The organism is Micromonospora sp. NPDC049274 (assembly GCF_040678875.1).
GTDB lineage: Bacteria > Actinomycetota > Actinomycetes > Mycobacteriales > Micromonosporaceae > Micromonospora.
This window is the reverse complement of sequence record NZ_JBFAQS010000002.1, coordinates 253472-280188: the sequence shown is the minus strand read 5'-3', so window position 1 is coordinate 280188 and position 26717 is coordinate 253472. Positions and strand designations below refer to the sequence as shown.

General features: G+C 72.6%; 26 protein-coding genes. 16 read left to right on the top strand and 10 right to left on the bottom strand.

The features are described from left to right. Nucleotides 1-12: 12 nt before the first annotated feature. The gene (locus AB0K10_RS04815; RefSeq protein ID WP_363680010.1) at nt 13-474 is read left to right on the top strand and encodes a MerR family transcriptional regulator; all 462 of its coding nucleotides are present in this window, start codon (nt 13-15) and stop codon (nt 472-474) included. Here AB0K10_RS04815 and AB0K10_RS04810 read toward each other — a convergent pair. Together AB0K10_RS04810 and AB0K10_RS04805 are read right to left on the bottom strand one after the other, a co-directional pair. Next, nucleotides 356-901, bottom strand: a complete 546-nt coding sequence (locus tag AB0K10_RS04810; protein ID WP_363680008.1) for an aminoglycoside adenylyltransferase — start codon at nt 899-901, stop codon at nt 356-358. The genes AB0K10_RS04815 and AB0K10_RS04810 overlap by 119 nt on opposite strands. A 51-nt stretch (nt 902-952) precedes the next feature. After that, nucleotides 953-1846 (bottom strand): alpha/beta hydrolase, encoded by an 894-nt coding sequence (locus AB0K10_RS04805; RefSeq protein ID WP_363680006.1) that lies wholly within the window; start codon nt 1844-1846, stop codon nt 953-955. Between the two features lie 157 nt (nt 1847-2003). Here AB0K10_RS04805 and AB0K10_RS04800 point away from each other — a divergent pair, with 157 nt between their 5' ends. After that, nucleotides 2004-2177, top strand: coding sequence for a hypothetical protein (locus AB0K10_RS04800; protein WP_363680004.1), 174 nt, complete (start codon nt 2004-2006; stop codon nt 2175-2177). A gap of 59 nt (nt 2178-2236) precedes the next feature. Here AB0K10_RS04800 and AB0K10_RS04795 read toward each other — a convergent pair whose 3' ends face one another. The 4 genes from AB0K10_RS04795 to AB0K10_RS04780 form a co-directional block, all read right to left on the bottom strand. Continuing rightward, a complete protein-coding gene (locus AB0K10_RS04795; protein ID WP_363680002.1) occupies nt 2237-3352 on the bottom strand; it encodes an acetate kinase in 1116 nt (371 codons plus the stop codon). Beyond that, on the bottom strand, nt 3349-5418 hold the full coding sequence (gene pta / locus AB0K10_RS04790) for a phosphate acetyltransferase (RefSeq protein WP_363680000.1): 2070 nt from the start codon (nt 5416-5418) through the stop codon (nt 3349-3351). The genes AB0K10_RS04795 and pta overlap by 4 nt, the downstream gene beginning before the upstream one ends. Nucleotides 5419-5663: 245 nt before the next feature. Beyond that, a complete protein-coding gene (locus AB0K10_RS04785; protein ID WP_007464679.1) occupies nt 5664-5849 on the bottom strand; it encodes a DUF6104 family protein in 186 nt (61 codons plus the stop codon). 122 nt (nt 5850-5971) lie between these two features. Then, entirely contained in the window at nt 5972-9718 is a 3747-nt protein-coding gene (locus AB0K10_RS04780; RefSeq protein ID WP_363679998.1) for a multifunctional oxoglutarate decarboxylase/oxoglutarate dehydrogenase thiamine pyrophosphate-binding subunit/dihydrolipoyllysine-residue succinyltransferase subunit, read from the bottom strand. 256 nt (nt 9719-9974) lie between these two features. Between AB0K10_RS04780 and AB0K10_RS04775 the strand changes: the two genes are divergently transcribed. Further along, nucleotides 9975-10313: a hypothetical protein gene (locus tag AB0K10_RS04775; protein WP_363679996.1), complete on the top strand. Its 339-nt coding sequence runs from the start codon at nt 9975-9977 to the stop codon at nt 10311-10313. Further along, on the top strand, nt 10310-10717 hold the full coding sequence (locus tag AB0K10_RS04770; RefSeq protein ID WP_363679994.1) for a hypothetical protein: 408 nt from the start codon (nt 10310-10312) through the stop codon (nt 10715-10717). Before AB0K10_RS04775 ends, AB0K10_RS04770 begins: the two co-directional genes overlap by 4 nt. Nucleotides 10718-10768: 51 nt before the next feature. On the opposite strand, the gene AB0K10_RS04765 is transcribed toward AB0K10_RS04770, so the two are convergent. From AB0K10_RS04765 to AB0K10_RS04755, 3 genes are all read right to left on the bottom strand, one after another. Continuing rightward, on the bottom strand, nt 10769-11590 hold the full coding sequence (locus AB0K10_RS04765) for an ABC transporter permease (RefSeq protein WP_266245826.1): 822 nt from the start codon (nt 11588-11590) through the stop codon (nt 10769-10771). Beyond that, nucleotides 11587-12522 (bottom strand): ABC transporter ATP-binding protein, encoded by a 936-nt coding sequence (locus AB0K10_RS04760; protein WP_363679992.1) that lies wholly within the window; start codon nt 12520-12522, stop codon nt 11587-11589. Before AB0K10_RS04760 ends, AB0K10_RS04765 begins: the two co-directional genes overlap by 4 nt. A gap of 141 nt (nt 12523-12663) precedes the next feature. Beyond that, complete coding sequence (locus AB0K10_RS04755; protein WP_363679991.1) at nt 12664-13308, bottom strand: hypothetical protein; 645 nt, start codon at nt 13306-13308, stop codon at nt 12664-12666. Between the two features lie 149 nt (nt 13309-13457). On the opposite strand from AB0K10_RS04755, the gene AB0K10_RS04750 reads away from it, so the two are divergent. The 9 genes from AB0K10_RS04750 (at nt 13458) to AB0K10_RS04710 (ending at nt 22820) form a co-directional block, all read left to right on the top strand. Further along, on the top strand, nt 13458-14240 hold the full coding sequence (locus tag AB0K10_RS04750; RefSeq protein ID WP_363679990.1) for a GNAT family N-acyltransferase: 783 nt from the start codon (nt 13458-13460) through the stop codon (nt 14238-14240). Next, a complete protein-coding gene (locus tag AB0K10_RS04745) occupies nt 14237-15175 on the top strand; it encodes a lysophospholipid acyltransferase family protein (RefSeq protein ID WP_363679989.1) in 939 nt (312 codons plus the stop codon). The genes AB0K10_RS04750 and AB0K10_RS04745 overlap by 4 nt, the downstream gene beginning before the upstream one ends. A 101-nt stretch (nt 15176-15276) precedes the next feature. Next, nucleotides 15277-16101: a DUF4097 family beta strand repeat-containing protein gene (locus AB0K10_RS04740; RefSeq protein WP_363679988.1), complete on the top strand. Its 825-nt coding sequence runs from the start codon at nt 15277-15279 to the stop codon at nt 16099-16101. Continuing rightward, nucleotides 16098-16709 (top strand): PadR family transcriptional regulator, encoded by a 612-nt coding sequence (locus tag AB0K10_RS04735; RefSeq protein ID WP_363679987.1) that lies wholly within the window; start codon nt 16098-16100, stop codon nt 16707-16709. Before AB0K10_RS04740 ends, AB0K10_RS04735 begins: the two co-directional genes overlap by 4 nt. An 85-nt stretch (nt 16710-16794) precedes the next feature. Beyond that, a complete protein-coding gene (locus AB0K10_RS04730) occupies nt 16795-17496 on the top strand; it encodes a response regulator transcription factor (RefSeq protein ID WP_110561683.1) in 702 nt (233 codons plus the stop codon). Further along, entirely contained in the window at nt 17493-19049 is a 1557-nt protein-coding gene (locus tag AB0K10_RS04725; RefSeq protein WP_363679986.1) for an ATP-binding protein, read from the top strand. Before AB0K10_RS04730 ends, AB0K10_RS04725 begins: the two co-directional genes overlap by 4 nt. Nucleotides 19050-19111: 62 nt before the next feature. After that, complete coding sequence (locus AB0K10_RS04720; RefSeq protein ID WP_363679985.1) at nt 19112-20773, top strand: trypsin-like peptidase domain-containing protein; 1662 nt, start codon at nt 19112-19114, stop codon at nt 20771-20773. Nucleotides 20774-20947: 174 nt separating this feature from the next. Next, the gene (locus AB0K10_RS04715) at nt 20948-21607 is read left to right on the top strand and encodes a BON domain-containing protein (protein ID WP_363680504.1); all 660 of its coding nucleotides are present in this window, start codon (nt 20948-20950) and stop codon (nt 21605-21607) included. Between the two features lie 157 nt (nt 21608-21764). Continuing rightward, a complete protein-coding gene (locus AB0K10_RS04710) occupies nt 21765-22820 on the top strand; it encodes a glycosyltransferase family 4 protein (protein WP_363680502.1) in 1056 nt (351 codons plus the stop codon). Between the two features lie 15 nt (nt 22821-22835). On the opposite strand, the gene AB0K10_RS04705 is transcribed toward AB0K10_RS04710, so the two are convergent. Continuing rightward, nucleotides 22836-24359, bottom strand: a complete 1524-nt coding sequence (locus AB0K10_RS04705) for a serine/threonine-protein kinase (RefSeq protein WP_363679984.1) — start codon at nt 24357-24359, stop codon at nt 22836-22838. Between the two features lie 165 nt (nt 24360-24524). Between AB0K10_RS04705 and AB0K10_RS04700 the strand changes: the two genes are divergently transcribed. From AB0K10_RS04700 to cutA, 3 genes are read left to right on the top strand one after another with little or no spacing between them, the layout of a single operon-like run. Further along, nucleotides 24525-25358, top strand: coding sequence for a patatin-like phospholipase family protein (locus tag AB0K10_RS04700; RefSeq protein WP_363679983.1), 834 nt, complete (start codon nt 24525-24527; stop codon nt 25356-25358). Continuing rightward, complete coding sequence (locus AB0K10_RS04695) at nt 25358-26374, top strand: 1-acyl-sn-glycerol-3-phosphate acyltransferase (RefSeq protein WP_363679982.1); 1017 nt, start codon at nt 25358-25360, stop codon at nt 26372-26374. The genes AB0K10_RS04700 and AB0K10_RS04695 overlap by 1 nt, the downstream gene beginning before the upstream one ends. A 9-nt stretch (nt 26375-26383) precedes the next feature. Continuing rightward, on the top strand, nt 26384-26704 hold the full coding sequence (gene cutA / locus AB0K10_RS04690) for a divalent-cation tolerance protein CutA (RefSeq protein WP_363679981.1): 321 nt from the start codon (nt 26384-26386) through the stop codon (nt 26702-26704). Nucleotides 26705-26717: the final 13 nt, after the last annotated feature.

Here is a 26717-nt window from a genome sequence, read left to right as displayed (position 1 = left end):
ACCCTGCTCGGCATGGACGGGGACACCGTGAGTCTGAGCATCGGGCAGGTCGCCGAACGCACCGGCTTGAGCGTGCACGCCCTGCGCTTCTACGAGCAGGAGGGCGTCTTCGTCGAACCCGTACGCCGTGGCCCCGGCGGGCGTCGCGTCTACAGCCAGGACGACGTGGACTGGCTGACCGTCTGCATCATCCTGCGCGCCTCTGGCATGCCGTTGCCCGCGCTCCGCCGGTACGCCGACCTCGTCCGGGAGGGCGCCGGCAACGAGGAGGAACGGCTCGCCGTCCTGCGCGAGCACCAGGAGCGCGTCACCGGTCAGATCGGCAGGCTCACCCAGTGCCTGGACCTGATCGGCTTCAAGGTCGGGGTGTACGAGGATCTGCTCGACGAGGCCCAGCGCGCAGTCGAGCAAGATCGTCCGCGTCCTTCGGGCGGCGGGCCCGCTCCGGCATCCACACCGGGAACATCTGCTTGAACTCGATCTGGGCCGGCACCGAGATCGTCGGCACGGTCAACGCGCCGATCCGACCGGGTGGCGCGTCCAGCATCCCGGCCGGCAGCGGCGTGCCGACCCAGTGCCCGGCGCCCACTGTCGGTCGACAGGCGTCGTCCCGACCCAGGTACGCGACGCTCACCTCCACGTCGTCGGCGAACAGGTCGAGCTGCAACTCCGCCGGCATCCGGGGATCGGGGCGCCAACCCCGGGCCAGCAGGAGGGCGGCCAGCCGGTCCGCGTCCTCGCGCCAGCAGTACCAGTCGACGTCGACGTGCGGTCGGGACACCTCGCCGAGCTGGAAGTCCATCGCCCAGCCGCCCCGCAACCACACCGGGACGCCGGCCGACCCGGCCACCTCGACGACTTCGGCGATGCTCGCCAACTGGCGGCGCGCGAGGTCGTCCACCGGGCCACCCTAGCGGCATTTCCGGGTGCGCGGGGGAGGGCGACACACGCCCTAGGCGGGCGGGCGGGACTCGTAGTGGGCGTCGGGCGTGCGGGCGTCGGTGGGCAGGCGGGCGCCGGCCGTCCGGTCGCCGTAGAGGGTCCAGCGCAGGAAGTCGGTGGTGGTGGCGAGGACTGCGGCGAAGCCGGCATTGCCCGGCGTGAGGTACTCGCCGTGGCCCTGGCCGAGCACGCTGAGGAACGCGGCCGGCCCCGGCGTACGCGCATAGGCGGCCCGGCCGACCGTCACCGGCACCACCGGGTCGGCCGTGCCGTGCACGAAGAGCACCGGTGCGGTCGGTCCGGCGAAGCTGCCGGGCAGCCCGCCGCCGGCGATCACGATGCCCCCGCGCAGCCGGGCCGGGTGGCCCTCGGTGAACATGCCGGAGGTGGTGAAGCCGCCCGCCGAGTGACCGGCGGCGGCGATCGACGTGAGATCCAGGTGGCCGGCGAGTGGATCACCCGGGTCGTTGTCGAGGCGGCCCAGGTGCCGGACCACCCGCCAAGCGTCGGCGGGTTGGTTGCGCACGTCGGCCCTGCTGAACTGCGGAGCACCCGCGCGGGTGTGCGGGTAGGCGGGCGCGGCCACCACGAAACCGGCAGCCGCCCAGCGGGTGGTCAACTCGGCGTGCAGCTCGGGCCGGCTGTACAGCCCGTGGCTGTAGATCACCACCGGGAACCGCCCGGCGGCCACCCCGGCGGTCCCGGTCGGATACCAGATGGTGACCGGCAGGGGGCGCGCCGAGCGCGGATCGAGGGTGAGCGTACGCACGCCGACGACGTACGACCCCTCGGGCGCTCGGCGCGCGATCTGCGGTCCGGTGGACCCGACCGCCACGGCGCCGGCCGGTGCGCAACCGGCGAGCAGCGCTGTCACCAGTACGGCGACCAGCCGTCCCGCCCCCACCGTTTCACCGTAGGTGCCCGGGCACGTCCAGCGACCCCGCCGTCCGGCCCGGCTCTGGTCGCCACCCGGTCGGGTCACCTCCGCCGGCCGGCTCGACCCCGTCTGCCGGCGGAGGCGGGGGCGGTGCGCCGCGACGGGCTTCGCTAGGGTCACCGACATGGCTGAGAACTACACCGACCCCAGCGGCAACACCGAGGCGTTCCGCGCCTTCACCCAGACGCCGGAGGCCGCCGGTCCGGCCGACGCGCCGTCCCGCCTGCCGCTCATCGTCGGTGTGGCGGTGGTGGTCGTCCTGCTGGTGGCAGTCGTCGCCTGGTTGGCGATGCGCTGAGCGGGCGCAGGCACACGAGTCGGGGCTGAGCCGGGCGCGCGCCCGCACCCCGGGCGGCGTCAGGCCGCCCCGACCACGTCCCGGGTCTGCCGGGCGATCTCCCGTTCCTCGTCGGTGCGGATGACGCAGACGCTCACCTCGGCGCCGTCCGGCGAGATCAGCCGGTCGCCGTCGCCGTTGTTGCGCGCCTCGTCGACAGTGATGCCGAGGCGGGTCAGCCCGGCCAGCGCGGCGGCCCGGACGGGCGCGGCATGCTCACCCACACCAGCGGTGAACGCGATCGCGTCCACGTGGCCGAGCAGCGCGTAGTACGCGCCCACGTACTCGGTGATCCGCCGGCAGTACACGTCGAACGCCAGCGCGGCGGCCGGGTCCCCGGCCGCCCTGCGCTGGAGCACCTCGCGCATGTCGTTGGCGCCGGTCAACCCGAGCAGGCCGCTGCGGTGGTTGAGCAGGTCGTCGATGTCGTCGACCGACAGGCCACCCTCGCGGCGCAGGTGAAAGATCACCGTCGGGTCGAGGTCGCCGCTGCGGGTGCCCATCACCAGCCCTTCGAGGGGAGACATCCCCATCGAGGTGGCGACGCTGCGGCCGTTCGCGACCGCGCAGGCGCTGGCCCCGTTGCCCAGGTGCAGGGTGATGGTGTGAAGCTGGTCGTACGGGCGGCCCAGCAGCTCGGCGGTACGCCGGGAGACGTACGCGTGCGAGGTGCCGTGGAAGCCGTACCGGCGGATGTCGTAGCGCTGCGCGGTTTCCCGGTCGATCGCGTAGGTCGCGGCTGCCTCCGGCAGCGTGTGGTGGAACGCCGTGTCGAAGACGGCGACCTGCGCGACGTCCGGCAGGGCGGCCCGCGCCACCTCGATTCCGGCCAGGTTGGCCGGGTTGTGCAGCGGGGCGAGCGGGACCAGATCCTTGATGGCGGCCAGCACCGCGTCGTCGATAAGCGCCGGTGCGCTGAACGTCCGGCCGCCGTGCACCACCCGGTGACCCACCGCCGCCAGGCCGGTCAGGTCCAGCCCGGCCAGGATCTGCCGGACGGCGCTGGCGTGGTCCGCAGGGCCGCCGCCCGGCTCACCGACCCGCTCGACGGTGCCCTGGTCGACGATCCGGTCCCCGTCGTAGTGTCGCCACTTCACCGACGACGATCCGCAGTTGAGCACCAGCACCCGACTCATGACGCCTCCTCGGCGGCCGCCTGGATGGCGGTGATCGCCACCGTGTTGACGATGTCCGGCACTGTCGCGCCGCGGGACAGGTCGTTGACCGGCCGTCGGAGGCCCTGCATGACCGGGCCGACGGCGACCGCCCCGGCCGAGCGCTGCACCGCCTTGTACGTGTTGTTGCCCGTGTTCAGGTCCGGGAAGATGAAGACCGTGGCCTGACCGGCGACCGGGCTGTCGGGCAGCTTCGTCGCCGCCACCGCGGGGTCGATCGCCGCGTCGTACTGGATCGGCCCCTCGACCAGCAGGTCGGGCCGACGCTCCCGGACCAGCGCGGTGGCCGCGGCGACCTTCTCCACGTCGGCGCCCGCGCCGGAGCTGCCGGTGGAGTACGACAGCATGGCCACCCGGGGTTCGATGCCGAAGCGGGCGGCGGTGTCGGCCGACGAGATCGCGATGTCGGCGAGCTGCGGGGCGTCCGGGTCGCGGTTGACAGCGCAGTCGCCGTACACCAGCACCCGGTCGGCGAGCAGCATGAAGAAGACGCTGGAGGCCACCGAGACCTCCGGCACGGTACGGATGATCTCGAACGCGGGTCGGATGGTGGCGGCAGTGGTGTGCGTGGCGCCGGAGACCATGCCGTCGGCGTACCCGGCGGCCACCATGAGCGTCCCGAAGTAGTTCGGCTGGGCCACGATGTCGTGCGCCAACTCGGCGGTGACGCCCCGGTGGGCACGCAGCCGCGCGTACTCGGCCGTGAACTCGTCGCGCCACCGGCTGGTGGCCGGGTCGACGATCCGCGCGTCGCCGAGGTCGATGCCCAGCTCGCGGGTGCGCCGGGCGATGTCGTCCGGGCGGCCGAGCAGCGTCAGGTCCGCCACGCCCCGGCGCAGCAGGATCTCCGCCGCCCGCAGGATGCGCTCCTCGGCGCCCTCCGGCAGCACGAGGTGCCGGGGCTTCGAACGGGCCCGGTCGATCAGCTCGTTCTCGAACATCAGCGGGGTGACCCGCGTCGAGCGGCTGACCCGCAGCCGGCGGGCCAGGTCGTCGGTGTCCACGCAGCGCTCGAACGCGCCGAGCGCGGCCTCCACCTTGCGCGGGTTGGCGATGCTGGGCCGCCCCTCGATCCGGCTGGACGCGGCCACCGTGTCGTAGCTGTCGCTGCCCACGGAGAGCACCGCCAGGCCCGTGTTCAGGCCCTCCACCAGCCGCATCACCCGCGGGTCGGGCTGCTCCCCGAGGGTGAGCACGAGCCCGGCCACCGACACCTGCCCGGCGACGTGCGCCGCGCTGGCGGCGACGAGCAGGTCGGCCCGGTCCCCGGGGGTGATCACCAGAGCGCCCTCGGTGAGGTGGTCCAGCAGGGTCGGCACGTGCGCCGCGCCGACCACGAAGTCCAGCACGTCCCGCCCGAGCGCGGCGTCGTCCCCGGCCAGCAGGGTCGCGCCGAGCGCCGCCGCCACCTCGGCCACCGTCGGCGCCGACACGGTCGGCACCTCCGGGATGGCGTACGCCGGAACGGGCAGCTCCGGCAACGTCATCGGTTCGGACACCCGGTTGGCGATCACCGCGAGCACCGTCGCGCCCAGGTCGGCCACATCGTGGTACGCCCCCCGCATGGCCGCCGCGACGGCGGCCGGCTGCTGCTCGTAGCCGTCCACCACCGGCACCACCACACTGCCGAACTCGGTGGCCAGCCGGGCGTTGAAGGCCAGCTCGCTGGGGTGTGCCGGGTCACCCGGCTCGTCGAAGTCACTACCCACCACGACGACTGCCGGGCACTGCCGCTCCACCGCCCGGTAGCGCTCCACCACGATGGAGATCAACTCTTCGCGGCGGCCGTCGGCCACCAGCGCGGCTGCCTCGGCGTACGTCGCTCCGGCCAGCTCTGACAGCGGTAGCTCGACCCGGTACCGCTCGCTGAGCAGGGCCAGGATCGAATCCGGTACGGCGTCGGCGACCAGCGGCCGAAACACGCCGATCCGCCCCACCTGTCGCGACAGCAACTCGGCCAGCCCGAGGGCGATTGTCGACTTACCCCCGCCCGATCCCACGCTCGTCAGATACACACTTCGGGCCACAGCCCCACCCTAGAAGATCGCAAGGCCTCCCACCCGGCCCCTCCGTCCCTGCGGACCCGCGACCGCCGCCCCGGCGGCCCCCTCCGGCCCTCTCCGGCCCCCTCCGGCCCCCTTCGGCCCCCTTCGGCCTGGTGATCATGGAGTTATCGCTCGACACGCCGACGACACGCGCGGACAACTTCATGATCAACGCGTCCGGGTGGGGGTGGGGGGGTGGGGTGGGGGGTGGGGTGGGGTGGGGTGGGTTAGGCGTCTTCGTCGTCCGGGTCGTCCAGGCGGGCCAGGTAGGTGGCCAGGCGTTCGATGGGGGTCTCGAAGTCGGGGTTGAGGTCGACGAAGTCGCGCAGGCGCTCGCCCAGCCACTCCAGGGTCACCTGCTCGTCGCCCCGGCGCTCGACCAGCTCCTCGATGCCACGGTCGGTGAAGTACACGGCGTACGTCCTCGTTCTCGGCCCGGCGCGGGCCGGGTGGGTAGGTGATTCGGATGGACCGACGCGAGCCGGGGCAGGACCGTGGTGAACGGCCCTGCCCCGGCTCGCGTGGCGCTGTCAGGTCACGGGCGGGGGAGTGCCGCCTCGATGAGCGCGGTCTGCTCGACCTCGTGGGTCTTGGCCGAGCCGACCGCCGGTGCCGCCGCGGCCGGGCGGGAGATCCGCCGCAGCCGGACGTCGGTGAGGTGCTCCAGCAGGTTGAGCGCGACGAACGACCAGGCGCCCTGGTTGGCCGGCTCCTCCTGCACCCAGGCGAAGTCCTCCGCGTTCGGGAACTGCGCGAGGGCGGCACGGATCTCCTCCACCGGCAGCGGGTACAGCTGCTCGAGGCGGATGATCGCGGTGTCGGTGACGCCGCGCTCCTGCCGGGCCTGGAACAGGTCGTAGTAGACCTTCCCGGAGCAGAGCAGCACCCGCTTCACCGACTCGGGCGCCGGGGCGGCGGTGTCGCGCAGCACCGGCTGGAAGGTGCCGGTGGTGAAGTCCTCCACCGAGGAGACGCAGAGCTTGTGTCGCAGCAGCGACTTCGGCGTGAACACCACGAGCGGCTTGCGCTTCGGCGACAGGGCCTGGCGACGCAGCAGGTGGAAGTAGTTCGCCGGCGTCGTCGGGATGGACACCCGCATGTTGTCCTCGGCGCACATCTGCAGGAACCGCTCCGGGCGACCGGAGGTGTGGTCCGGGCCCTGGCCCTCGTGGCCGTGCGGGAGCAGCAGGGTCACCGCGGAGCGCTGACCCCACTTCACCTCGCCCGAGGAGATGAACTCGTCGATCACCGACTGGGCGCCGTTGACGAAGTCACCGAACTGGGCCTCCCAGGCGACGAGCGCGTTGACGTTCTCCACCGAGTAGCCGTACTCGAAGCCCATCGCCGCGTACTCGCTGAGCAGCGAGTCGTGCACGAAGAACCGGGAGCGCTCGCCGTCACCGGTGAGCGACTTCAGCGGCAGGTAGTCGTCGCCGGTGCGGGAGTCGACCACCGACGCGTGCCGCTGGACGAAGGTGCCGCGCCGCGAGTCCTGCCCGGCGAGCCGGACGGTGACCCCGTCGTGCAGCAGCGCCCCGAACGCGATGATCTCGCCGAAGCCCCAGTCGATGTTGCCCTCGACGGACATCTTGGCCCGGCGGTCGAGCAGCTGCTGGATCCGCTTGTGCGGAGTAAAGCCCTCCGGCAGGTTGGTGTGCGCCTCGCCGATCGCCTTCACCACGGAGGCGTCGGTGGCGGTGTCGACAGCCGGCTCCGGCTCCTCCTCGCGGCGGGGGCGGTTGAGCTGGCGCGGCGCTGCGGCGGCGTCCCGGGTGGCCTTGAAGACCTTCTCCAGCTGCGCCTGGTAGTCGCGCAGCAGCTCCTCCGCGTCCTCCACGGTGATGTCGCCGCGACCGATCAGCTCCTCGGTGTAGAGCTTGCGCACCGAACGCTTCGAGTCAATGATCTTGTACATCTGAGGGTTGGACATCGACGGGTCGTCGCCCTCGTTGTGGCCGCGCCGGCGGTAGCAGACCATGTCGATCACGACATCCTTGTTGAACGCCTGCCGGTATTCGAAAGCCAGCCGGGCGACCCGGACCACGGCCTCCGGGTCGTCGCCGTTCACGTGGAAGATCGGCGCCTGGATCATCCGGGCCACGTCGGTGCTGTAGAGGCTGGACCGGCTGTACTCCGGGGCGGTGGTGAAGCCGACCTGGTTGTTGACCACCACGTGCACGGTGCCGCCGGTGCGGTAGCCGCGCAGCTGCGACAGGTTGAGCGTCTCGGCGACCACACCCTGCCCGGCGAACGCGGCGTCACCGTGCACCGCCAGCGGCAGCACGGTGTAACCCTCCAGCTTGAGGTCGATCCGGTCCTGCTTGGCCCGGACGATGCCCTCCAGCACGGGGTCGACGGCCTCCAGGTGCGACGGGTTCGCCACCAGCGACACCTTGACGACGTGCTCGCCGTCCGGGGTGGTGAACTTGCCGTTCTGACCCAGGTGGTACTTCACGTCGCCGGAGCCCTGCGTCGAGCGCGGGTCGAGGTGACCCTCGAACTCCGAGAAGATCTTCTCGTACGGCTTGCCGACGATGTTGGCCAGCACGTTGAGCCGGCCCCGGTGAGCCATGCCGATGACGACCTCGTCCAGCCCGCTCTCGGCGGAGGACTCCAGCACCTCGCCCAGCAGCGGGATCAGCGACTCGCCACCCTCCAGCGAGAAGCGCTTCTGGCCGACGTACTTGGTCTGCAGGAAGGTCTCGAACGCCTCGGCGGCGTTGAGCCGGTTGAGCACGTGCTTCTGCTCGTCGGCGGACGGCTTCTCGTACTTGCGCTCGATCCGCTCCTGGATCCAGCGCCGCTCCTCCGGGTCCTGGATGTGCATGTACTCGATGCCGACGCGGCGGCAGTACGAGTCGCGCAGCACGCCGAGGATCTCGCGCAGCTTCATCCGCTGGCGGCCGGCGAAGCCGTTGACCGGGAACTCGCGGTCCAGGTCCCACAGGGTCAGCCCGTGCTGGAGGACGTCCAGGTCGGGGTGCTTGCGGATGGTGAATTCCAGCGGGTCGGTGTCGGCCATCAGGTGACCGCGCACGCGGTACGCGTGGATCAGCTCGTGCACCCGGGCGGTCTTGTTGATCTGACCCTCGGAGTTGACCGCGACGTCGCGCACCCAGCGCACCGGCTCGTACGGGATGCGCAGCGAGGTGAAGATCTGGTCGTAGAAGTTGTGCTCGCCCAGGATCAGCTCGTGCATGACCTTGAGGAACTCGCCGGACTGCGCGCCCTGGATGATCCGGTGGTCGTACGTGCTGGTGAGCGTGATGATCTTGCTGACGGCCAGCTCGGCGAGGGTGGCCTCGGACATGCCCTGGTAGGGCGCCGGGTACTCCATCGCGCCGACGCCGATGATCGCGCTCTGCCCCTGCATGAGCCGCGGCATGGAGTGCACCGTGCCGATGCCGCCCGGGTTGGTAAGCGAGATCGTGGTGCCGGAGTAGTCCTCCATGGTCAGCTCGTTGCGCCGCGCCCGCCGGACCACGTCCTCGTACGCCTGCCAGAACTGCCGGAAGTCCATCTGCTCGCAGCCCTTGATGGAGGGGACCACCAGGTTGCGGGTGCCGTCCGGCTTGGCCAGGTCGATGGCGATGCCGAGGTTGACGTGCGCCGGGCGGACCACTGCCGGCTTGCCGTTGGCCTCGGCGAAGGAGTTGTTCATCTCGGGGTGCTGGACCAGCGCCCGGACCATCGCGTAGCCGACCAGGTGGGTGAAGCTGACCTTGCCACCGCGCCCCCGGGCGAGGTGGTTGTTGATCACGATGCGGTTGTCGACAAGCAGCTTCGCAGGGACCGCGCGGACGCTTGTCGCGGTGGGCACGCTCAGCGAGGCGTCCATGTTCTGGACGATCTTCGCGGCGACACCCCGCAGCGGGGTGGTCTGCGGGCCGTCGGCGGTGGGCGCGGCGGCCTTCGCGGCCGGCTTGGCCGGTGCGGCCTTCTCCGGGGTGGCCTTCGCGGGCGCGGCCTTGGCCGGAGCCGGCGGGGCGGCGGCCGGCTTGCTGGCGGCGCTCGGCTTCGCCGGAGCGCTCGGCTGGCTGACCGTGGCCGCCGCCTCGGGCTGGCCGTCCGGCTCGGGCGCGGCGGCGGGCTTGCCCGACGTCCCCGCTCCACGCGGTGTGCCGGCGCCGGGCGCCGGCCGGTAGTCGGCGAAGAAGTCGTGCCAGGCCGAATCGACGCTCGTTGGGTCGGCGAGGTACCGCTGGTACATCTCCTCGACGATCCACTCGTTCGGGCCGAAACCCGCCAGTGGGTTCTCCTGCGAAGTCTGCTGGGTCGACACGGCCGGTAATCGCCTCTTTCACGCGGGTTTGTGTGTCACGCGGTGTCCGTCGCGTCCAGTTGATGGACCACGGACAGGACGACTCCCAGGCTACGCCGTACAGATCCCCCAGGCATTTCCGCCTCGGTCGGGTGGCCGGTTTCACAGAAGATGCCAGAAGTTCAGCAACCCCTGCGCGGCCCGTCACCGGCTGGTACGGCGGGACTGAGTATCTCTACGGTTGTCCGGGCCGCCGTCGATCGCCAGGATCGGGCGCATGGATCAACACGGGGTACGGGGGCGCTACGGCCGGAGCATGGCGGTGGCGTCCGGTTGGTACGTCACCGCGACAGCGGCCATGGCGGTGGGCACGACGAGTGTGCCGAGCGCACCGCGGGACGACTGCGGGGCCTGGTTCAGTTGCCTGTCGCCGGGCGAGTCGCTGGTGTTCGTCGGGCTGGTGTGGGGTGCGCCGGTGCTCCTCGGGCTGTTGGGCGTGACGGCGCTGGTGGCCGCGCTTGTCGTCCGCGTCATCCCCTCGGCGGTGCTCGCCGGCACCACCTCCGCGGCGCTGAGCGTCGGGCTCTGCGCCGCCGCGTACCTGGGTCGCTCGTGAAGCGGGCCGGCCTCGGCGGGCTCTTCTTCGCCTGGCTCTACGGGGTGCCGTTCCTGCTGCTGGTGGGCCTGATCCGGCGCGTGTCCAGGCCGTACACGCCGAGCGCCGACGACGCGCAGGCGTTCGGCGCGACCACGGACGCCGTGCTGACGACCGGGCTCCTGCTCAACGCGGTGCTTCCGGTGCTCGGCCTGCTGCTTGCCGTACTGGCCGGGGAGGTGATCTGGCGTCGGCACTTCGCCGGGGCGCTCGGCGGGATGGTGCTGCTCTACGTGGCGGTCGCGGTGGTCGCCAGCATGACCACCACCGGGTTGACCGGGCACATCCCCGCCGACCAGGAGTCCGACCCGCCTGTCACCCACTGCGTACCGATCAGCGGTGGCCGGGGCTGCCCGGGCGGGTGACGGGCGATCCGGGGTGGCGGCCGTGCCGCCGCCACCCCGGATCTCCGTCGATCAGGAAATGTCGCGCCGGCGCAGCAGCAGGCTGCCGACGAGGCCGGTGACCACCGCGTACCCGATGAGCACGGCGGCGCCCGCCCAGCGCGGCGGGTTACCGGGGATGTCGGTCCCGGTGACCATCAGCGACGAGGCGAGCGACGGCACCAGCAGTTGCAGGTTGTTGATCCAGTCGCCCCAGCGGTCGGCCAGGATGGCGATCACGAAGATGGCACCGATCGAGCCGCCCAGGTAGAGCAGGATGCCGGTCACGGTGGCGCCGATCTGGCTGCGGATCAGCACGCCGATGCCGACGCCGAACACCGCCCAGAGCAGGTACGCGAGCAGGTTCAACCCGATCGCCCGCCAGGCGGCGTCGTTGCCCAACTGGGAGTCCACCCCGACGGCGCTGAGCACCGCCGAGCCGGCGATCAGGTTGAACACGGTGGTGACCAGCCAGAACAGCAGCGCCAGCACACCCGCCGCGACCAGCTTGGCGATCATGACGGCGGTGCGGTGCGGGTTGGTCAGGAACGTGGTGGTGACCGTCTGGTGGAAGAACTCGCTTGTCACCACGATGATGCCGAGCAGCATGATGATCAGCAGGCCGAAGAACTGCCCGGTGGTGAAGAGGTTCGACGAGAGCGCGTCCGGAGTGGCCGCGGCCTCGAACTGGGCGGCCTGGTCGCCCACGTCGGCGGGGCTGGTGCTGGTCAGGGCATCGGCCTGCAGCCAGTTGATCAGCAGCGTGAGCGCCCACAGCGGCAGGCTGATCAGCGCGAAGATCCACCAGGTGTTGGTGGTACGGATCTTGAGCAACTCGGATCGGACCAGGTTCATCGGATGCCCGCCTTTCCGGCCGTCAGCTCCAGGAAGACCCGTTCCAGGTCGGGCCGTTCGGTGGTCAGTTCGTGCAGCTCGACGCCGGCGGCCAGGGCGGCCTTGCCGATCGTCGGGGCGTCCACCCCGGAGACCAGCAGCACGCCGTGCTCGTCGGTGGCGACGGTGGCCGACTGCGCCTTCAGCGCGGTGGTCAACGCCTCGGCCTGCGGGGTGCGGACCCGCACCTGTGCGCCCTGCGCCATCGAACCGAGCACCTGCTCGACCGGACCCTGCCGGACGAGCTGCCCGGCCGCGATGATCACCACGTCGTCGGCGAGCAACTGCATCTCCGACAGCAGGTGGCTGGAGACCAGCACCGTACGGCCCTCGTGGGCGAGGTTCTTGAGGAACCCGCGCATCCACCGGATGCCCTCCGGGTCCAGCCCGTTGGCCGGCTCGTCGAGGATCAGCACGCGGGGGTCACCGAGCATCGCGGCGGCGATACCGAGCCGCTGCTTCATGCCCAGCGAGTAGCCCTTGAACTTGCGCTTCGCCGCCGGGGTCAACCCGACCAGCTCCAGCGCCTCGTCGGCCCGCGAACGGGGCAGACCGGCAGCCGCGCAGATCACCCGCAGGTGGTTGATGCCGGTGCGGCCCTTGTGCGCGCTGGACGCCTCCAGGATCGCGCCGACGTGCCGCAGCGGGTCGGTGAGGTCGGCGTAGCGCTGGCCGCTGATGGTGGCCGTGCCCCCGGTCGGCGTGACCAGGTTCAGCAGCATGCGCAGCGTGGTGGTCTTGCCGGCGCCGTTCGGGCCGAGGAAGCCGGTCACCCGCCCCGGTGCCACGGTGAAGGACAGGTTGTTCACCGCCCGCACGTTCTTGTATTGCTTCGTCAGACCGGACACCACGATCTGACCGTCGCTGGTGGGGCTTCGCTGCCCGTCAGTCATCATTCTCCTCCCGTGTGGCGTCGAGGTACGCCGTGGCACAGCGTGACGGTCCCGAGCAACAAGGTCAATCAGGCCCGGCTCCTACGGCGTGGTCATCCGCGGGGCGGAGGGGTCTCATGCCTGGGGATGACGGCGGGGACCTCAGCGGGCGATCCAGGTGGCACGGGCCGCGCCGAGCAGCGCTCCGCCAGGGCCGTACAGGCTGGTGTGCACAAGCGCCTTGCGGCCGTCGACGCCGATCAGCGCGCCGGTCACCACGCACTCGTCGCCCGGCGCCGGCCGGGCGTCGACCACCGCGGCGATCCGGCCGAGCAGGTACGGGCGGCCCGGCGCGAGCACCGTCCAGCCGCCGGGGCAGTCCAACGCGGCCCAGACCGTGGCGTCGCTGACCTGCTCCGGGGCGCGGAACGGCGCGGCGGTCCGACCGTCCGGCAATCGGCCGGGGAAGATCCGCAACCCGTCGGTCCGGCTCGGACCGCAGACGAAACAGCCGGGGTACGGATGCGCGACGAAGCCGGGGTAGCGGGTCGACGCCTCCACCGCCGTCTCCCGGTCGACCGGGGGCACGACGGCGTCCACGACGCCGGCCGGGCGGACCTCGGCCACCAGTTCGCCGGCCGGGTCCCGGACCTCGCCGTCGACGAGGCTCAGCGCCGTCTCCAGCGGCGGTGGCCGACGCAGCGTCACCTCCACCGGTCCGGGTCCCGCCTCGGCGGCGAAGAGGCCGGCGCTCCAACCGCCGTTGCCGGAGTCGGTGGGCCCGTTGTAGCGGGACTCGATGTGCATGGGTCGCCTCCGCGGTGCGTGGGTGGCGTCGTCGCCGACCCGCCGGCAGCCTCGCACGGACGTGTTCGGAGGCATCCGCCGGCCGGCGTTCATCCGGGCGACACCAGTGGTGCCCGCCGATGGCAACCCGGGGCATTTACACAGGTCCCATGGCCGTTCTGCATGTCGCTGGCGCACCCCTGACGACCAGCGGATACACCCTGCTGATCGCCGACGACCCCACCCAGGTCGCGGCCGCGCAACGCCTGCGCCACGAGGTGTTCGCCACCGAGTTGGGCGCCACCCTCCGCCCCGGCGGCGCCGGGCTGGACGTGGACCCCTTCGACGCCCACTGCGACCACCTCATCGTCCGCGAGGACAACACCGGGCAGGTGGTCGGCACGTACCGGCTGCTGCCGCCCGGTCGCACCGATCGGCGGTACGCCGAGGACGAGTTCGACCTCGGCGCGCTGGACCCGCTCCGCGACGACCTGGTCGAGGCGGGCCGGTCCTGCGTGCACCCGGACCACCGCTCGGGTGCGGTGATCAACCTGATGTGGGCGGGCATCACCCGCTACCTGCACCTGCGCGGCTCCCGCTGGCTCGGCGGCTGCGCCTCCGTACCGGTCGCCGACGGCGGTCGGACGGTCGCCGGGGTGTGGGCCCAGGCGCAGGCCCGGCACCTGTCGCCGCCGCCGCTGCGGGTCCGACCCCTGCGCCCGTGGTTCGCCGAGTCGGCCGCCGCCCCGGCTGCCCCGGCCTCCGCCACGGACCCGGCCGCCCGCGTGGCGGTGCCTCCGCTGCTGCGTGGTTACCTGCGGCTCGGCGCGTGGATCTGCGGTGAGCCGGCGTACGACCCCGACTTCGGGTGCGCGGACTTCTACGTGCTCTTCTCCCTGGACCGGATGAACCCGCGCTACCTGCGGCACTTCCTGGGCGGGGGCGAGCGGTGAGCGTCGGGGCGCGCGACCTGTGGCGGCCCCTCTCGGGCTGCGACGACGACTGCCTGCCGGCCGCCGGCGAGGTGCCCACCGTGCCGGTGGCTCGCCGGGTGCTCCGGTTGGTGGCGGCGAGCGGGATGCTGCTGGCCGGGGTGGCCGTGGCGGTGCTGCTGCCCGTGCTGCCGGCGCGCGAGCGGCAGGCGGTGCTGCGCGGCTGGGCCCGGGGCACCGCGCGCGCGTTCGGCGTCCGGCTGGTGATCAAAGGTCGGCTGCCCCGGCGGCGCGCGCTGCTGGTCGCCAACCACGTCTCGTGGCTGGACGTCCTCGCCGTCCTGGCGGTCGCGCCCACCCGGATGGTGGCGAAGCGGGAGGTCCGGTCCTGGCCGCTGGTCGGGCTGCTGGCGGCAGCGGCGGGCACGGTCTTCGTGGACCGGTCCCGGCCGCGGGCGCTGCCGGCCACCGTGCGAAGGCTCGCCGACACACTGCGCGCCGGCCGGTCGGTCACGGTCTTTCCCGAGGGTACGACCTGGTGTGCCGGGGACGGAGCGGCCGAGTGCCGCCCCGGGGGCGGCTTCCGGCCCGCGATGTTCCAGGCCGCCATCGACGCGGGCAGCCCGGTGGTGCCGCTGCGGCTCGGATACCGGTGCGAGGCCACGGGGGCGGTCACGACTGCCGCTGCCTTCCTCGGCGCGGACACCCTGCTGCGCTCGGTGGGCCGGGTGGTGGCGGCGCGGCATCTGGTGGTCACGGTGACGATCGCCGCCGCGCTGCACCCGGCCCGCGACGCCGACCGGCGGTTGCTGGCCCGGGCCGCCGAGTCGGCCGTACACCTGGTGCCTCCGGCGGGTGCCGCGACGCGGGCCCGGCTGCGGCCGGTGCCCACCCCGACCCCGGCGGACCCCGTGCTGTCGCCGACCGCCGGCCGGGATCTGGACCTGGCGGCCTGAGCGGGCGGGAGGGGGACTCGCGATAGTCTTGTGTGTCGCGATGTATCGCGTTACTGTCTCCTTGTCGGCGCGCGTGGGCGCGTCGTCGAGGGGAGGACGCCATGGCCGGATGGACTGTCGACAGCCCGCAGCGGCTCACCGTGGACGGCCCGGTCACCCGGCTGGACGTCCGCCTGATCAGTGGACGGCTCAACGTGGTCGCCACCGACGCCCCAACCCGGGTCGACGTCACCCAGGTCGGCCGCCGGCCGGTCCTGATCGACCACTCCGACGGTCGGCTCAGCATCCGTCAGGAGCGCGGCCACGGCTGGTCGGAGGTCCTGCGGTGGTTCCAGATGATCCACCGCTACCCACGGGTGGACGTCTCCGTCGCCGTGCCCGCCGACGTCCTCGCCGACCTGGAGCTGGTGTCCGGGTCGCTTGTCGCCTCCGGCCTGCGCCGGCAGACCAGGGCCCACGTCGTCGCCGGTCAGATCACCCTGATGGGCCTGCGCGGCGACACCTCCGCGAAGATCACCTCCGGCCCGGTGGAGGCGCTCGGCGTGCGCGGCGACCTCACCCTGGAGACCGTCTCGGGGGAGGTGATCCTCGCCGACAGCGCCGCCGACCGGGTGCGGGCGCAGACCGTCTCCGGGGCGATAACCTGCGACCTGGACAACCCACGACGCAGCGAGATCCAGCTCACCACCATCTCGGGCAGCATCACCGTCCGGGTCCGCGAGGACAGCGACCTCGCCGTCCGGCTCAACACCGCCTCCGGCCGGATCACCAGTGGCTTCCCGCAGGTGCGCAACTCGCGATTCCCGCTGCCCAGCAGCGAGGGAGTGCTCGGCGCCGGCGAAGGTAAGCTCTGGGCCTCCGCGACGTCGGGGAGCATCTCGCTCCTCGCCCGGCCGGTGGCCGCCGACGAGGAGGAGTTGCCGTGACCGCCGTGTTCAGCCACGGGCGGCTCCGGCTCTACCTGCTCAAGCTCCTCGACGACGGCCCGAAGCACGGCTACGAGCTGATCCGCCTCCTGGAGGACCGGTTCCTCGGGCTCTACGCGCCGAGCGCCGGCACCATCTACCCCCGCCTGCAACGGCTGGAGGCCGAGGGGCTGGTCAGCCACACCGCCGCCGGGGGGCGCAAGACGTACGCCATCACCGACGCCGGCCTCGCCGAGCTGCGCCAGCGCGCCGGTGAGCTGGCCGCGTTGGAGGCGGACATCGCTTCCTCGGTGGCTGATCTCTCCACCCTGGCCGGCGAGATCCGCAGCGAGGTGCGCGGCTCGACGCGCGACCTCAAGCGGGAGCTGAGCGAGGCCACCCGGCAGACCCGGCGTACGAGGTGGGAGCCGCCCGCGTCGTCGTACCCGCCCCCGTCGGGCGACGGGTCGCGCGCCGCCCTGCTTGAGGAGTTCGACAAGCGTCTGGCCTCGTTCACCGCCGAGGTGAGCCGTCTGGCGCGGGCACGGCAGTTCAGCGACACTCAACTGAGCACGGCGATCCGGCTGCTCGACGGTGCCCTCGACGGGCTGCGCCGACTGCTGCGCTGACACCTGCCGGCACCCCCGACGACTCACAGGGTTTTTCCAGGAAGCGTCCAGCGCCGGTGCAGTGAGTTCACCGATGATTGGGCCCATGCCCGCTACCCAGACCGAGGCGCGACTTCTCGTCGTCGAGGACGACCCCAACATCCTCGAACTGCTCTCCGCGAGCCTGCGCTTCGCGGGCTTCGACGTGGCCACCGCGACCAGCGGCAGCGCGGCGCTGCACGCCGCCAAGGACCACCGGCCCGACCTGGTCGTGCTCGACGTGATGCTGCCGGACCTGGACGGCTTCGAGGTCATCCGGATGCTCCGCGAGGGCGGTACGCGTACTCCTGTGGTGTTCCTGACCGCCCGGGACGCCACCGACGACAAGATCCGCGGGCTCACCCTGGGCGGCGACGACTACGTCACGAAGCCGTTCAGCCTGGAGGAGTTGACCGCCCGGATCCGCGCCGTTCTGCGCCGCACCACCACCGGCGAGCAGGCCCCGTCCCGGCTCACCTTCGCCGACCTGGAGTTGGACGAGGAGACCCACGAGGTGCACCGGGCCGGGCAGCGGGTGCAGCTCTCGCCGACCGAGTTCAAGCTGCTGCGCTACCTGATGCTCAACGCCAACCGGGTGCTGTCCAAGGCGCAGATCCTCGACCACGTCTGGAACTACGACTTCCGCGGCGACGACAACATCGTCGAGTCCTACATCTCCTACCTGCGGCGCAAGGTCGACACCACCCAGCCCCGGCTGATCCACACCCTTCGCGGCGTGGGGTACGTGCTGCGCAAGCCGGCGGCGTGAACGCCGTCCAGGAGGCGAAGGGGCGACTGCGGGGCGTACCGCTGCGGGTGAAGCTGGTCGCGTCGGTGCTCACGCTTGTCGCCGTCGCGCTGCTGGTGATCAGCTCACTGACGGCCTACTTCCTCCGCAACTACCTGGAGGGCCAGGTCGACGGGCAGGTCCGGTCGACAGCCCAGGGCCTCGGACAGCTGCTTCCGATGCTACGCAGCCGTGAGGTCGGCGCGATACTGCCAAGCGACTACGTCGTGATCGTGGCCGACGAGCAGCAGGTGTACGAGCCCAAGTACGACAAGCGGAACTTCGACCCCGACCAGCTGCCCGCGTTTCCCGCCAGCCGTAAGGACTTCCAGGCGGCGGAGGGCGAGCCGCACACGGTCCTCTCACACAATCGCCTCACCCGGTGGCGCGTCTATTACGCGCCCCAACCGGACGGCTCGGTGCTGGCCGTGGGCCAGCCGCTGACCGAGGTCGACCGCGCGGTCAAGCAGCTCGTCTGGATCGACCTGCTGGTCGGCGGCGCGGTACTGATCATGCTGGCCTCGGTGGGCGCGGCGATCGTGCGGACCAGCCTCAAACCCCTCGTCGAGATCGAACGGACGGCCGCCGCCATCGCCGGTGGCGACCTGACCCGCCGGGTGCCCGACCCGGAGGAGGGGCACGAGGAGCCCACCTCCGAGCTGGGCCGGCTCTCCCGCGCGCTGAACGCGATGCTCACCCAGATCGAGGCGGCGTTCACCGCTCGCGCGGCGTCGGAGACGGCCGCCCGCTCGGCGGAGAGCACCGCCCGGGACGCGGCCGCGGCGGCCCAGGCGTCCGAGGCGCGGGCCCGACGCTCCGAGGAGCGGATGCGGCGGTTCGTCGCGGACGCCTCGCACGAGCTGCGGACCCCGCTGACCACCATCCGTGGCTTCGCCGAGCTGTACCGGCAGGGTGCGGCCCGTGCGCCGGAGCAGACCGCCGGGCTGCTGCGCCGGATCGAGGACGAGGCGGCCCGAATGGGTCTGCTGGTGGAGGATCTGCTGCTGCTCGCGCGGCTGGACCAGGAACGACCGCTCTCGCTGGCCCCGGTGGAGCTGCCCGTGCTCGCCTCCGAAGCCGTCCAGGCAGCGCGGGCCGTCGCCCCGGACCGGCGGATCGAGCTGGAGATCGAGCCCGGTTCCGGCCCGCTCGTCGTCTATGCCGACGACGCGCGGTTGCGGCAGATCATCGGCAACCTGGTGACAAACGCGCTGACCCACACCCCACCGGACGCCGACGTCAGCCTGCGCCTGCGGGCCGAGCCGGGCAATCTCGCGGTGGTGGAGGTGGTCGACACCGGCCCCGGTCTCACCCGGGAGCAGTCGGAGCGGGTCTTCGAGCGGTTCTACCGGGCGGACGCGGCCCGGACCCGACGGGCCGACGGCAACACCGGCACCGGTCTCGGCCTGGCCATCGTGGCGGCGCTGGTGGCCGCTCACCACGGCTCGGTCGAGGTGCTCGAGACGCCCGGCGGCGGGGCCACGTTCCGGGTCCGGCTGCCGCAGGTGCCCAAGGTCGACGATCTGGGCGAGTGACTTTCAGCCAACTTCCAGGACGGTTCCAGGTTGATTGCAGTGCCCGGGGAGAAGGTAGTCCCATGACCGAGTTCGAGTCCGACCCGCAGCGCCGGCCGGCCCCCACCGACGCCGAGCCGTCGCACCCCACCGCCGAGCTGCCGCGCGACGAGCGCGCGCAGTCCGACTCTCCGACCACCCCCGTTCCGGTCGTCTCGACCGACGGGGACAACGCGCCCACCGCCGCCACCCCGGCCGTGCCCGCCGCTTCCGACGGACCGACGGCGTCCGCCCCGCACCCCGGGCAGCCGACCGGGTACGAGCCGCCCACCGCCGGCCAGCCCACGGGGTACGAGCCGCCGACCGCCGCCGGCGCGTCCGCGCCGCCGTACCCGGTCTCCGGCCACCCGGCGCCCGGCCAGCCGGGCTACTCCGGCCAGCCTGCTCAGCCCGGCCAGCCGGGCTACTCGGGCCAGCCCGGCTACTCCGGTTACCCGCAGCCCGCCGCCGGCCAGTACCCCGGCACCGGCTGGCACGCGGGCCAGCAGTCCGGCTGGGCCGGCGGGGGCCAGCCGGGCGCGGCCTACCCGCAGCACCCACTGCACGCCCAGCACCAGCAGCACCACCCGGGGCAGCCCGTGCCGCCCTGGGGGCCGCAGGCCACAGCGCCCGGCTCCGGGCCTCGGCCGAGCCGGATCGCCAAGTTCGCCGGCGCCGGCGTCGCGGTGTTCGCCCTGATGCTCGGCTCCGGCGTCGCCGGTGGCGCGCTCGCGCTCGCCCTCGACGGCGACAACGGCGGCGTCACCCGCACCTACACGGCGGCCCCCGTGCTCAACAGCGCCGACCTGCCGAAGATCGCCGCTTCCGTCCAGGACAGCGTCGTCTCCATCGCCACCGACAGCGGCGAGGGCTCCGGTGTCGTGCTCACCGCCGACGGCTACGTGCTCACCAACAACCACGTGGTCGCCTCCGCCAGCGGGGACACCGTGCAGGTCGTCTTCGCCGACGGCAACAAGGCCCAGGCGAAGATCGTCGGCACCGATCCGAAGACCGACCTGGCCGTGGTGAAGGCCGACGGGGTGAGCAACCTCAAGCCGGCGAAGTTCGGCGACAGCGACGCGATGCAGGTCGGCGACCAGGTGCTCGCCCTGGGCAGCCCGCTGGGCCTGCAGGGCTCGGTGACCGCGGGCATCCTCAGCGCCCGGGACCGCACCATCCGGGCCGGCGAGGGCGGCCAGCAGCAGGACCCGAACCAGCAGAGCCAGGCGGTCAGCTCGATCTCCGGCCTGCTGCAGACCGACGCCCCGATCAACCCCGGCAACTCCGGTGGCGCGCTTGTCAACACGCGCGGTGAGGTGATCGGCGTCAACACCGCCATCGCCACCTCCGGACAGAGCACCGGCAACATCGGCGTCGGCTTCGCCATCCCCAGCAACAAGGCCAAGGACGTCGCGGGCAAGCTCCAGCGCGGCGAGAAGGTCAGCCACCCCTCGCTCGGGGTCGGCGTCAACCAGGCCGAGGGTGGCGGCGCGCTGGTCGCCTCGATCACCACGGGCAGCCCCGCCGAGAAGGCCGGCCTCCAGCGCGGCGACGTGGTCACCCGCTTCGGCGACAAGGTGATCAACGACTCCGACGACCTGGTCGGCGCGGTGCAGGCCGGCAAGGTCGGCGACCGGGTCGAGGTGCACTTCAAGCGCGACGGCGCCGAGAAGACCGTGACCGTGACGCTCGCCGAGACGTCCTGACCGACAACTGAACCTGCCTCCTCCCTCCGGCGGCGGGTGGCGGGGCCGAGGGGGTCGGCTCCGTCACCCGCCGCTCTTTTCCGCCCGGACGCCGGTTCACCCACTTCGGGTGAACCGCCGTCACCCGTACACCCGGCAGGTTCGGTGGACGAGGCGAGACGGGGGTGGGGGCCGGTGGACGTCCGCGACGACGAGCTGATCCAGCGTGCGGTCCTGGCCGAACTGGCCTGGGATCCGCGGGTGCGCCCCAACGAGATCGGGGTGGCCGTCGACCAGGGAGTGGTCACCCTGAGCGGTTTCGTGGACGGGGCGGCCCGTGCCTGGGCGGCGACCCGCTGCGCCCAGCGGGTGCGCGGGGTGCGCGTGGTGGCCGACGAGATCGAGGTACGGCTGCCGGGGACACCGGGGCGCACCGACGGCGATGTCGCCCTCGCCGCGGCCCGGGCCCTGGAGTGGGACAGTTTCGTGCCGTCCGAACGGCTGGACGTCACAGTGGCCAACGGCTGGTTGATGCTGCGCGGCGAGGTCGAGTTCGGGTGGCAGCGCCGAGCCGCCGAGGGGGAGTTGCGGCGGCTGGACGGCGTACGGGGTATCACGAACCTGGTCGAGGTACGACCGTCCGCGCCTCCGGCCGGCGAGCGGCTGCGACAGGACGTCCGGCGTGCCCTGGCGCGCACGCTCGGCGCCGAGCGCGTGACGGTGGAGGTGGACGGCGACACGCTGGTCCTCGCCGGCGTGGTCCGCTCGTGGTGGGAACGGGACCAGGTGGAACGGGTGGCGTGGTCGGCGCCGGGCGTACGAGAGGTGCACGACCAACTCCTGGTCGGCGGGTAAGCGTCCGTCTTGTCCGGTTTACCAGGGGCCGGGTGGGGAAACCGGCGCGGACCATGCCGACCGACGGCGATACCCGATCGGGGATCAACGGGGAGGACTCGTGGCCGTGAACCACCCGCCCGCCGACCGCTCGCCGGAGCGGTCGTTGCGCATCGCGATGGTGGTCCCGCCATGGCTGTCCGTGCCGCCGCCCGGCTACGGCGGTCTGGAGCAGGTGGTGGCCTGCCTGGTCGACGCGTTGACCGCGCACGGTCACGCGGTGACGCTGTTCGGGGCCGGCGAGCAGCACGGCACCGCCGCCAGCGGATTCGTCTCCACTGTCGCCGAGGTCCAGTACGAGCGGCTCGGCGAGTCACTGCCCGAGCTGGCGCACCTGGCCCGGGTCAGACACATGATCACGCCGGCCGACTTCGACGTGATCCACGACCACACCACCATCGGCCCGCTCGTGGCCGGCCGGCGGTCCGTGCCGACGGTGGCGACGGTGCACGGCAACCCGGTGGGGGAGTACGGCGACGTGCTCGGCGACGCCGACGAGGATGTCGCCCTGGTGGCCATCTCGCACGCCCAGCGCCGACTCAACCCGGGCCTGCCCTGGGCCGGCACCGTGCACAACGCGCTTGACCTGCGTGGCTTCCCGCGCAAGACGGTGCCCGGCCCCGGGCCGGTGCTGTGGCTGGCCCGGTTCAGCCCGGACAAGGGCCCGGACATCGCCATCCGCGCCTGCCGGGAGGCCGGGTTGCCGCTGCTGTTGGCCGGCAAGTGCAACGAGCCGGCCGAACGGCGCTACTACGAGCAGGTCGTCGCGCCGCTTGTCGACGAGGACGTGACGGTCGTGCTCAACGCCGATCGCGCCGAGACCCTGCGGATGCTCGTCGACGCCCGTTGCCTGATCATGCCGATCCAGTGGGAGGAGCCGTTCGGCATGGTGATGTTGGAGGCGATGGCGACAGGTACGCCCGTGGTCGCGCTCGACCGGGGTGCGGTGCCCGAGCTGGTGCGGCCCGGACTCACCGGGCTGGTCTGCCAACGGCCCGACGAGCTGCCCGCCGCGCTGCTGGCCGCCCGGGAGCTGGACCCGCAGGACTGCGTGGCGCACGTCGCCGAGAACTTCTCGGTCGAGCGGATGGCGTACGGCTACGAGGACGTCTACCGGCGCTTCGCCCTCGGGCGGCCCGCCGTCCGGGAGGCGGCCCCCGTCGCGGTCCGCTGACGGCGTCGCACCGGATCAGACCCGTGCCGCGCCCAGCTCGGCGATGGCGGCGTCCAGCCGCTGCGCGTACGCCGGACTGATCGCCCCCTCGCCGAGGCGGACCGCAACCTTCTCGCGCAGCCGGGCCACCGGTGGGGCCAGCTCGTCCCGGCCGGAGCGGACGGCGGCCAGCAGGTTGCGCAGCTCGTTGCGCAGGTCGAGGGCGACGTCGTCGCGGATCTCCCCGTCGCGCAGGCCGGCGCCGATCAGCCCGTCGACACGGTTGGCGGCCTCCACCAGGGTGCTCGGCCCGCCGGTGGGCGCGCGGGTGGCCGGTGGCGACGACGGCGCCGGGCTCGGTCGGAACGGCTCGGTGGCCGGAGGGCCGGTCGGCGGGTCGGTCGGTGGGTCGGTGGGCACGGGCGTCACGGGGCCGGCCGACGGCTGCGCCCGGCGATCCGGCTGCTGGTCGGGCAGCAGGGCCGCACCGGCCAGCGCCACCCCGACGGCAAGCACCACCGGGATCAGGAGCAGCGCCCGCCGCCGAGACCGGCCGGGCGCCTCCACCACGTCGTCGTCCAGCGGCGGCACTGTCGCGTCGCCCGTGTGCGGCGCCGTCGCCACCGTCGCGACTCCGGTGTGCGTCGCCCCCGCGGCGCTCGTCGGCGAACCCGCCGGCGGCAGGGCCAGGGTGGGCACCCGGATCGTGGCTGTCGGTGGTTCGGGTGGCAGGCGGTGGTCGCGCAGCGCGGTGGCGAGCTGCCGGGCGGTCGGCCGGTCCGCCGGGTCCCGGGAGAGGCTCCGCAGGCAGATTCGGGCCACCGCCGCCGGCAGCTCCGGCAGGTCGGCCAGGGTCGGCGCCGGACCGCCGGCCAGCGCGGCACTGAGCTGTTCCCAGGTGTCCGCCGGGTACGGCACCCGGCCGGTCAACGCCTCGTGCAGCAGGACGCCGAGCGAGTAGACGTCGGTGGCCGGCTGGGCGGGTGCGCCGTCGAGCCGTTCCGGGGCCACGTACGCCGGGGTGCCGAAGGTGCCGCCGTCCTCGTCCTCGTCCGGCGCGCCGATCCGGGTGGCGATGCCGAAGTCGAGGACCTTCACCCCCATCGCGGTCATCATGACGTTGGCCGGGGTGATGTCGCGGTGCACGATGCCCAGCCGGTGCGCGGCGGCCAACGCGTCCGCGACCTGGGCGCCCACCTCGACCGCCTCCGGCCACGGCAGCGGGCCCTCGGTGAGCCGCAGCTCCAACTCCTCGCCGCTGAGCAGCTCCATCACCACGAACGACGTGATGGACCCGTCCGGGTCGACCGTCTCGCCGTAGTCGTGCACCGACGTCACGTGCGGGTGCACCAACTGGGCCGCGGCTCGCGCCTCCTCCCGCACCATGTCGCGGAACCGCGCGTCGGCGGCGAGCGACGGCGCGAGCACCTTGAGCGCCACGACGCGGTCGAGCACCTCGTCCCGTGCGCGCCAGATCACCGACATGCCGCCGGCACCGATCTGGTCGATGAGTCGGTACCTGCGAGCCAGCAATCGGCCCGGATGCAGCGCTGCCTTCACCTATCGCACCTGCCCTCTGGGGTGGGAGCGGTATCAGGTTGCGCGAATGTGTCCGACCTGTCAACGGCGATGTGGTGGATCGTCGGCGGACGGCGACCGGGCCGCGCCCACCGCCGCGCGGCGGCGGCCCGTCGGTCGGCGGCGGGCGCGTGCCAGGATGAGGACATGGCGGCGGGACCGGTGGCGTTCGTGCTCGGTGGTGGCGGGGTGCTCGGCGCCGTCGAGGTGGGCATGCTGCGGGCACTGTTCCGCGCCGGCATCCAACCCGACATGGTGCTCGGCACCTCGATCGGCGCGGTCAACGGCGCGCTTGTCGCCGCCGACCCGTCCGAAGCGGTGACCGACCGGCTGGTCCGGCTCTGGGCCTCACCCGAGGCCAGCGAGGTGTACGGCGACTCGGTCGCCCGGCAACTGCGCCGCTTCGCCGCCCGCACCCACCTGCACTCGCCCCGGCCTCTGCGGCGGCTGCTGGAATCCGAACTGGGCGTCGACACCACATTCGCCGACCTGCGGGTGCCGTTCCGCTGCTGCGCCGCGCACATCGAGCGGGCCGCCGAGCACTGGTTCTCCAGTGGCCCGGTGGTGCCGGCCGTGCTGGCGTCGGCCTCGGTGCCGGGCCTGCTCCCGCCCACCGAGATCGACGGCGCGCACTACGTCGACGGCGGCATCGTGAACTCCATCCCGATCGGCGAGGCGGTGGCCGCGGGCGCCGGCCAGATCTTCGTCCTCCAGGTGGGCCGGATCGAACGGGAGCTGACGCCACCCCGGCGGCCGTGGGAGATCGCGCAGGTCGCGTTCGAGATATCCCGCCGGCACCGCTTCTTCCGCGAAATGGCCGCGCTGCCCGAGGGGGTGGAGGTGCACGTCCTGCCGACAGGTGGGCTGAACCCACGCGACGACACCCCGTGGGCGTACCGGGACATGGCGGCGGTGGGACGGCGGATCAGCCGGGCGTACACCGCGTCGCGCCGCTACCTCGCCACCAACGTGGAGCGCTGATGCCGCTGCCCCCCAGGTGGCTGCGGCGGCTGCTGATCGCCCCCGGCGTGGTGCTGCTCGCGATCGCCGTGGTGACGACGCTGCCGGTCTGGGCGCTGCTCGCGGCGGCCGCCTCACCGCTGGTCCCGGGCCGGTTACGCCCCCTGCGGCTGCTCTGGATCGGCTGCGTCTACCTGGTCTGGGACGCTGCCGCGCTGCTCGCGCTGTTCGTCCTGTGGCTGGCGTCCGGCTTCGGTTGGCGTAGCCGGTCTCCGGCCTTCCAGCGCGCGCACTACGTGTTGGCCGGCTGGTTCCTGCGGGTGCTGTTCTGGCAGGCGCGCTGGTCGCTGCGGCTGCACATCGACGTGGTCGGCACGGACCCGGACACGGCGCTGCCCGGCCGGCCCGAGCTGGTGCTCTGCCGGCACGCCGGGCCGGGCGACTCGTTCATCCTGATCCACGGGCTGGTCAACTGGTTCCACCGGGAGCCGCGGATCGTGCTGAAGGACAGCCTCCAGTGGGACCCGGCGATCGATGTGCTGCTCAACCGCCTGCCCAACCGGTTCATCGCGCCCACGCCGGAGCGCGGCGAGGAGACGGTACGCCAGGTCGGTCACCTGGCCACCGGCCTGGACGACAACGACGCCTTCGTGATCTTCCCGGAGGGCGGCAACTTCACCCCCAACCGACGGCTGCGGGCCATCGCCCGGCTGCGGTCCCTCGGCCTGGAACGCATGGCGCAGCGCGCCGAACGGATGCGCCACGTGCTAGCCCCGCAGCCCGGCGGGGTGCTCGCCGCGTTGGACGCCGCCCCGGACGCCGGTGTCATCTTCGTCGCCCACACCGGACTGGACCGGATGCTCACCGTCGCCGATGTGTGGCGGGAACTGCCCATGGACAAGCGGATCGTGATGCGGTTCTGGTCGGTGCCCCCGGAGGAGGTACCTACCGAACGGCAGCAGCGCATCGACTGGCTCTTCGACTGGTGGGCACAGATTGACACGTGGATCGCGGCCAATCGGGATGCCGCCGCGTAGGGTGCGCTCGTGGACCAGATCAGCGTGGTGACGACGGTGGTGGATGCGCGTTCGGTTGCGGACGTGCTGGCGGCCGCGGCCGTCGCCGGGCGGCTCGCCGCCTGTGCCCAGGTCGGCGGTCAGGTGGACAGCACCTACTGGTGGCGTTCCGGGGTGGAGACGAGCACCGAGTGGTCCGTGCAGTTCAAGACCGCACCGGATCGGTTGGCCGCGCTTGTGGACCAGATCCGGGCCAGCCACCCGTACGAGGTTCCGGAGATCCTGGTGTCGCGTGTGGACAGTGGTGATCCCGCGTACGCCGCCTGGGTGCACGACCACACCCGACCCTAGGTACGCGCACTCT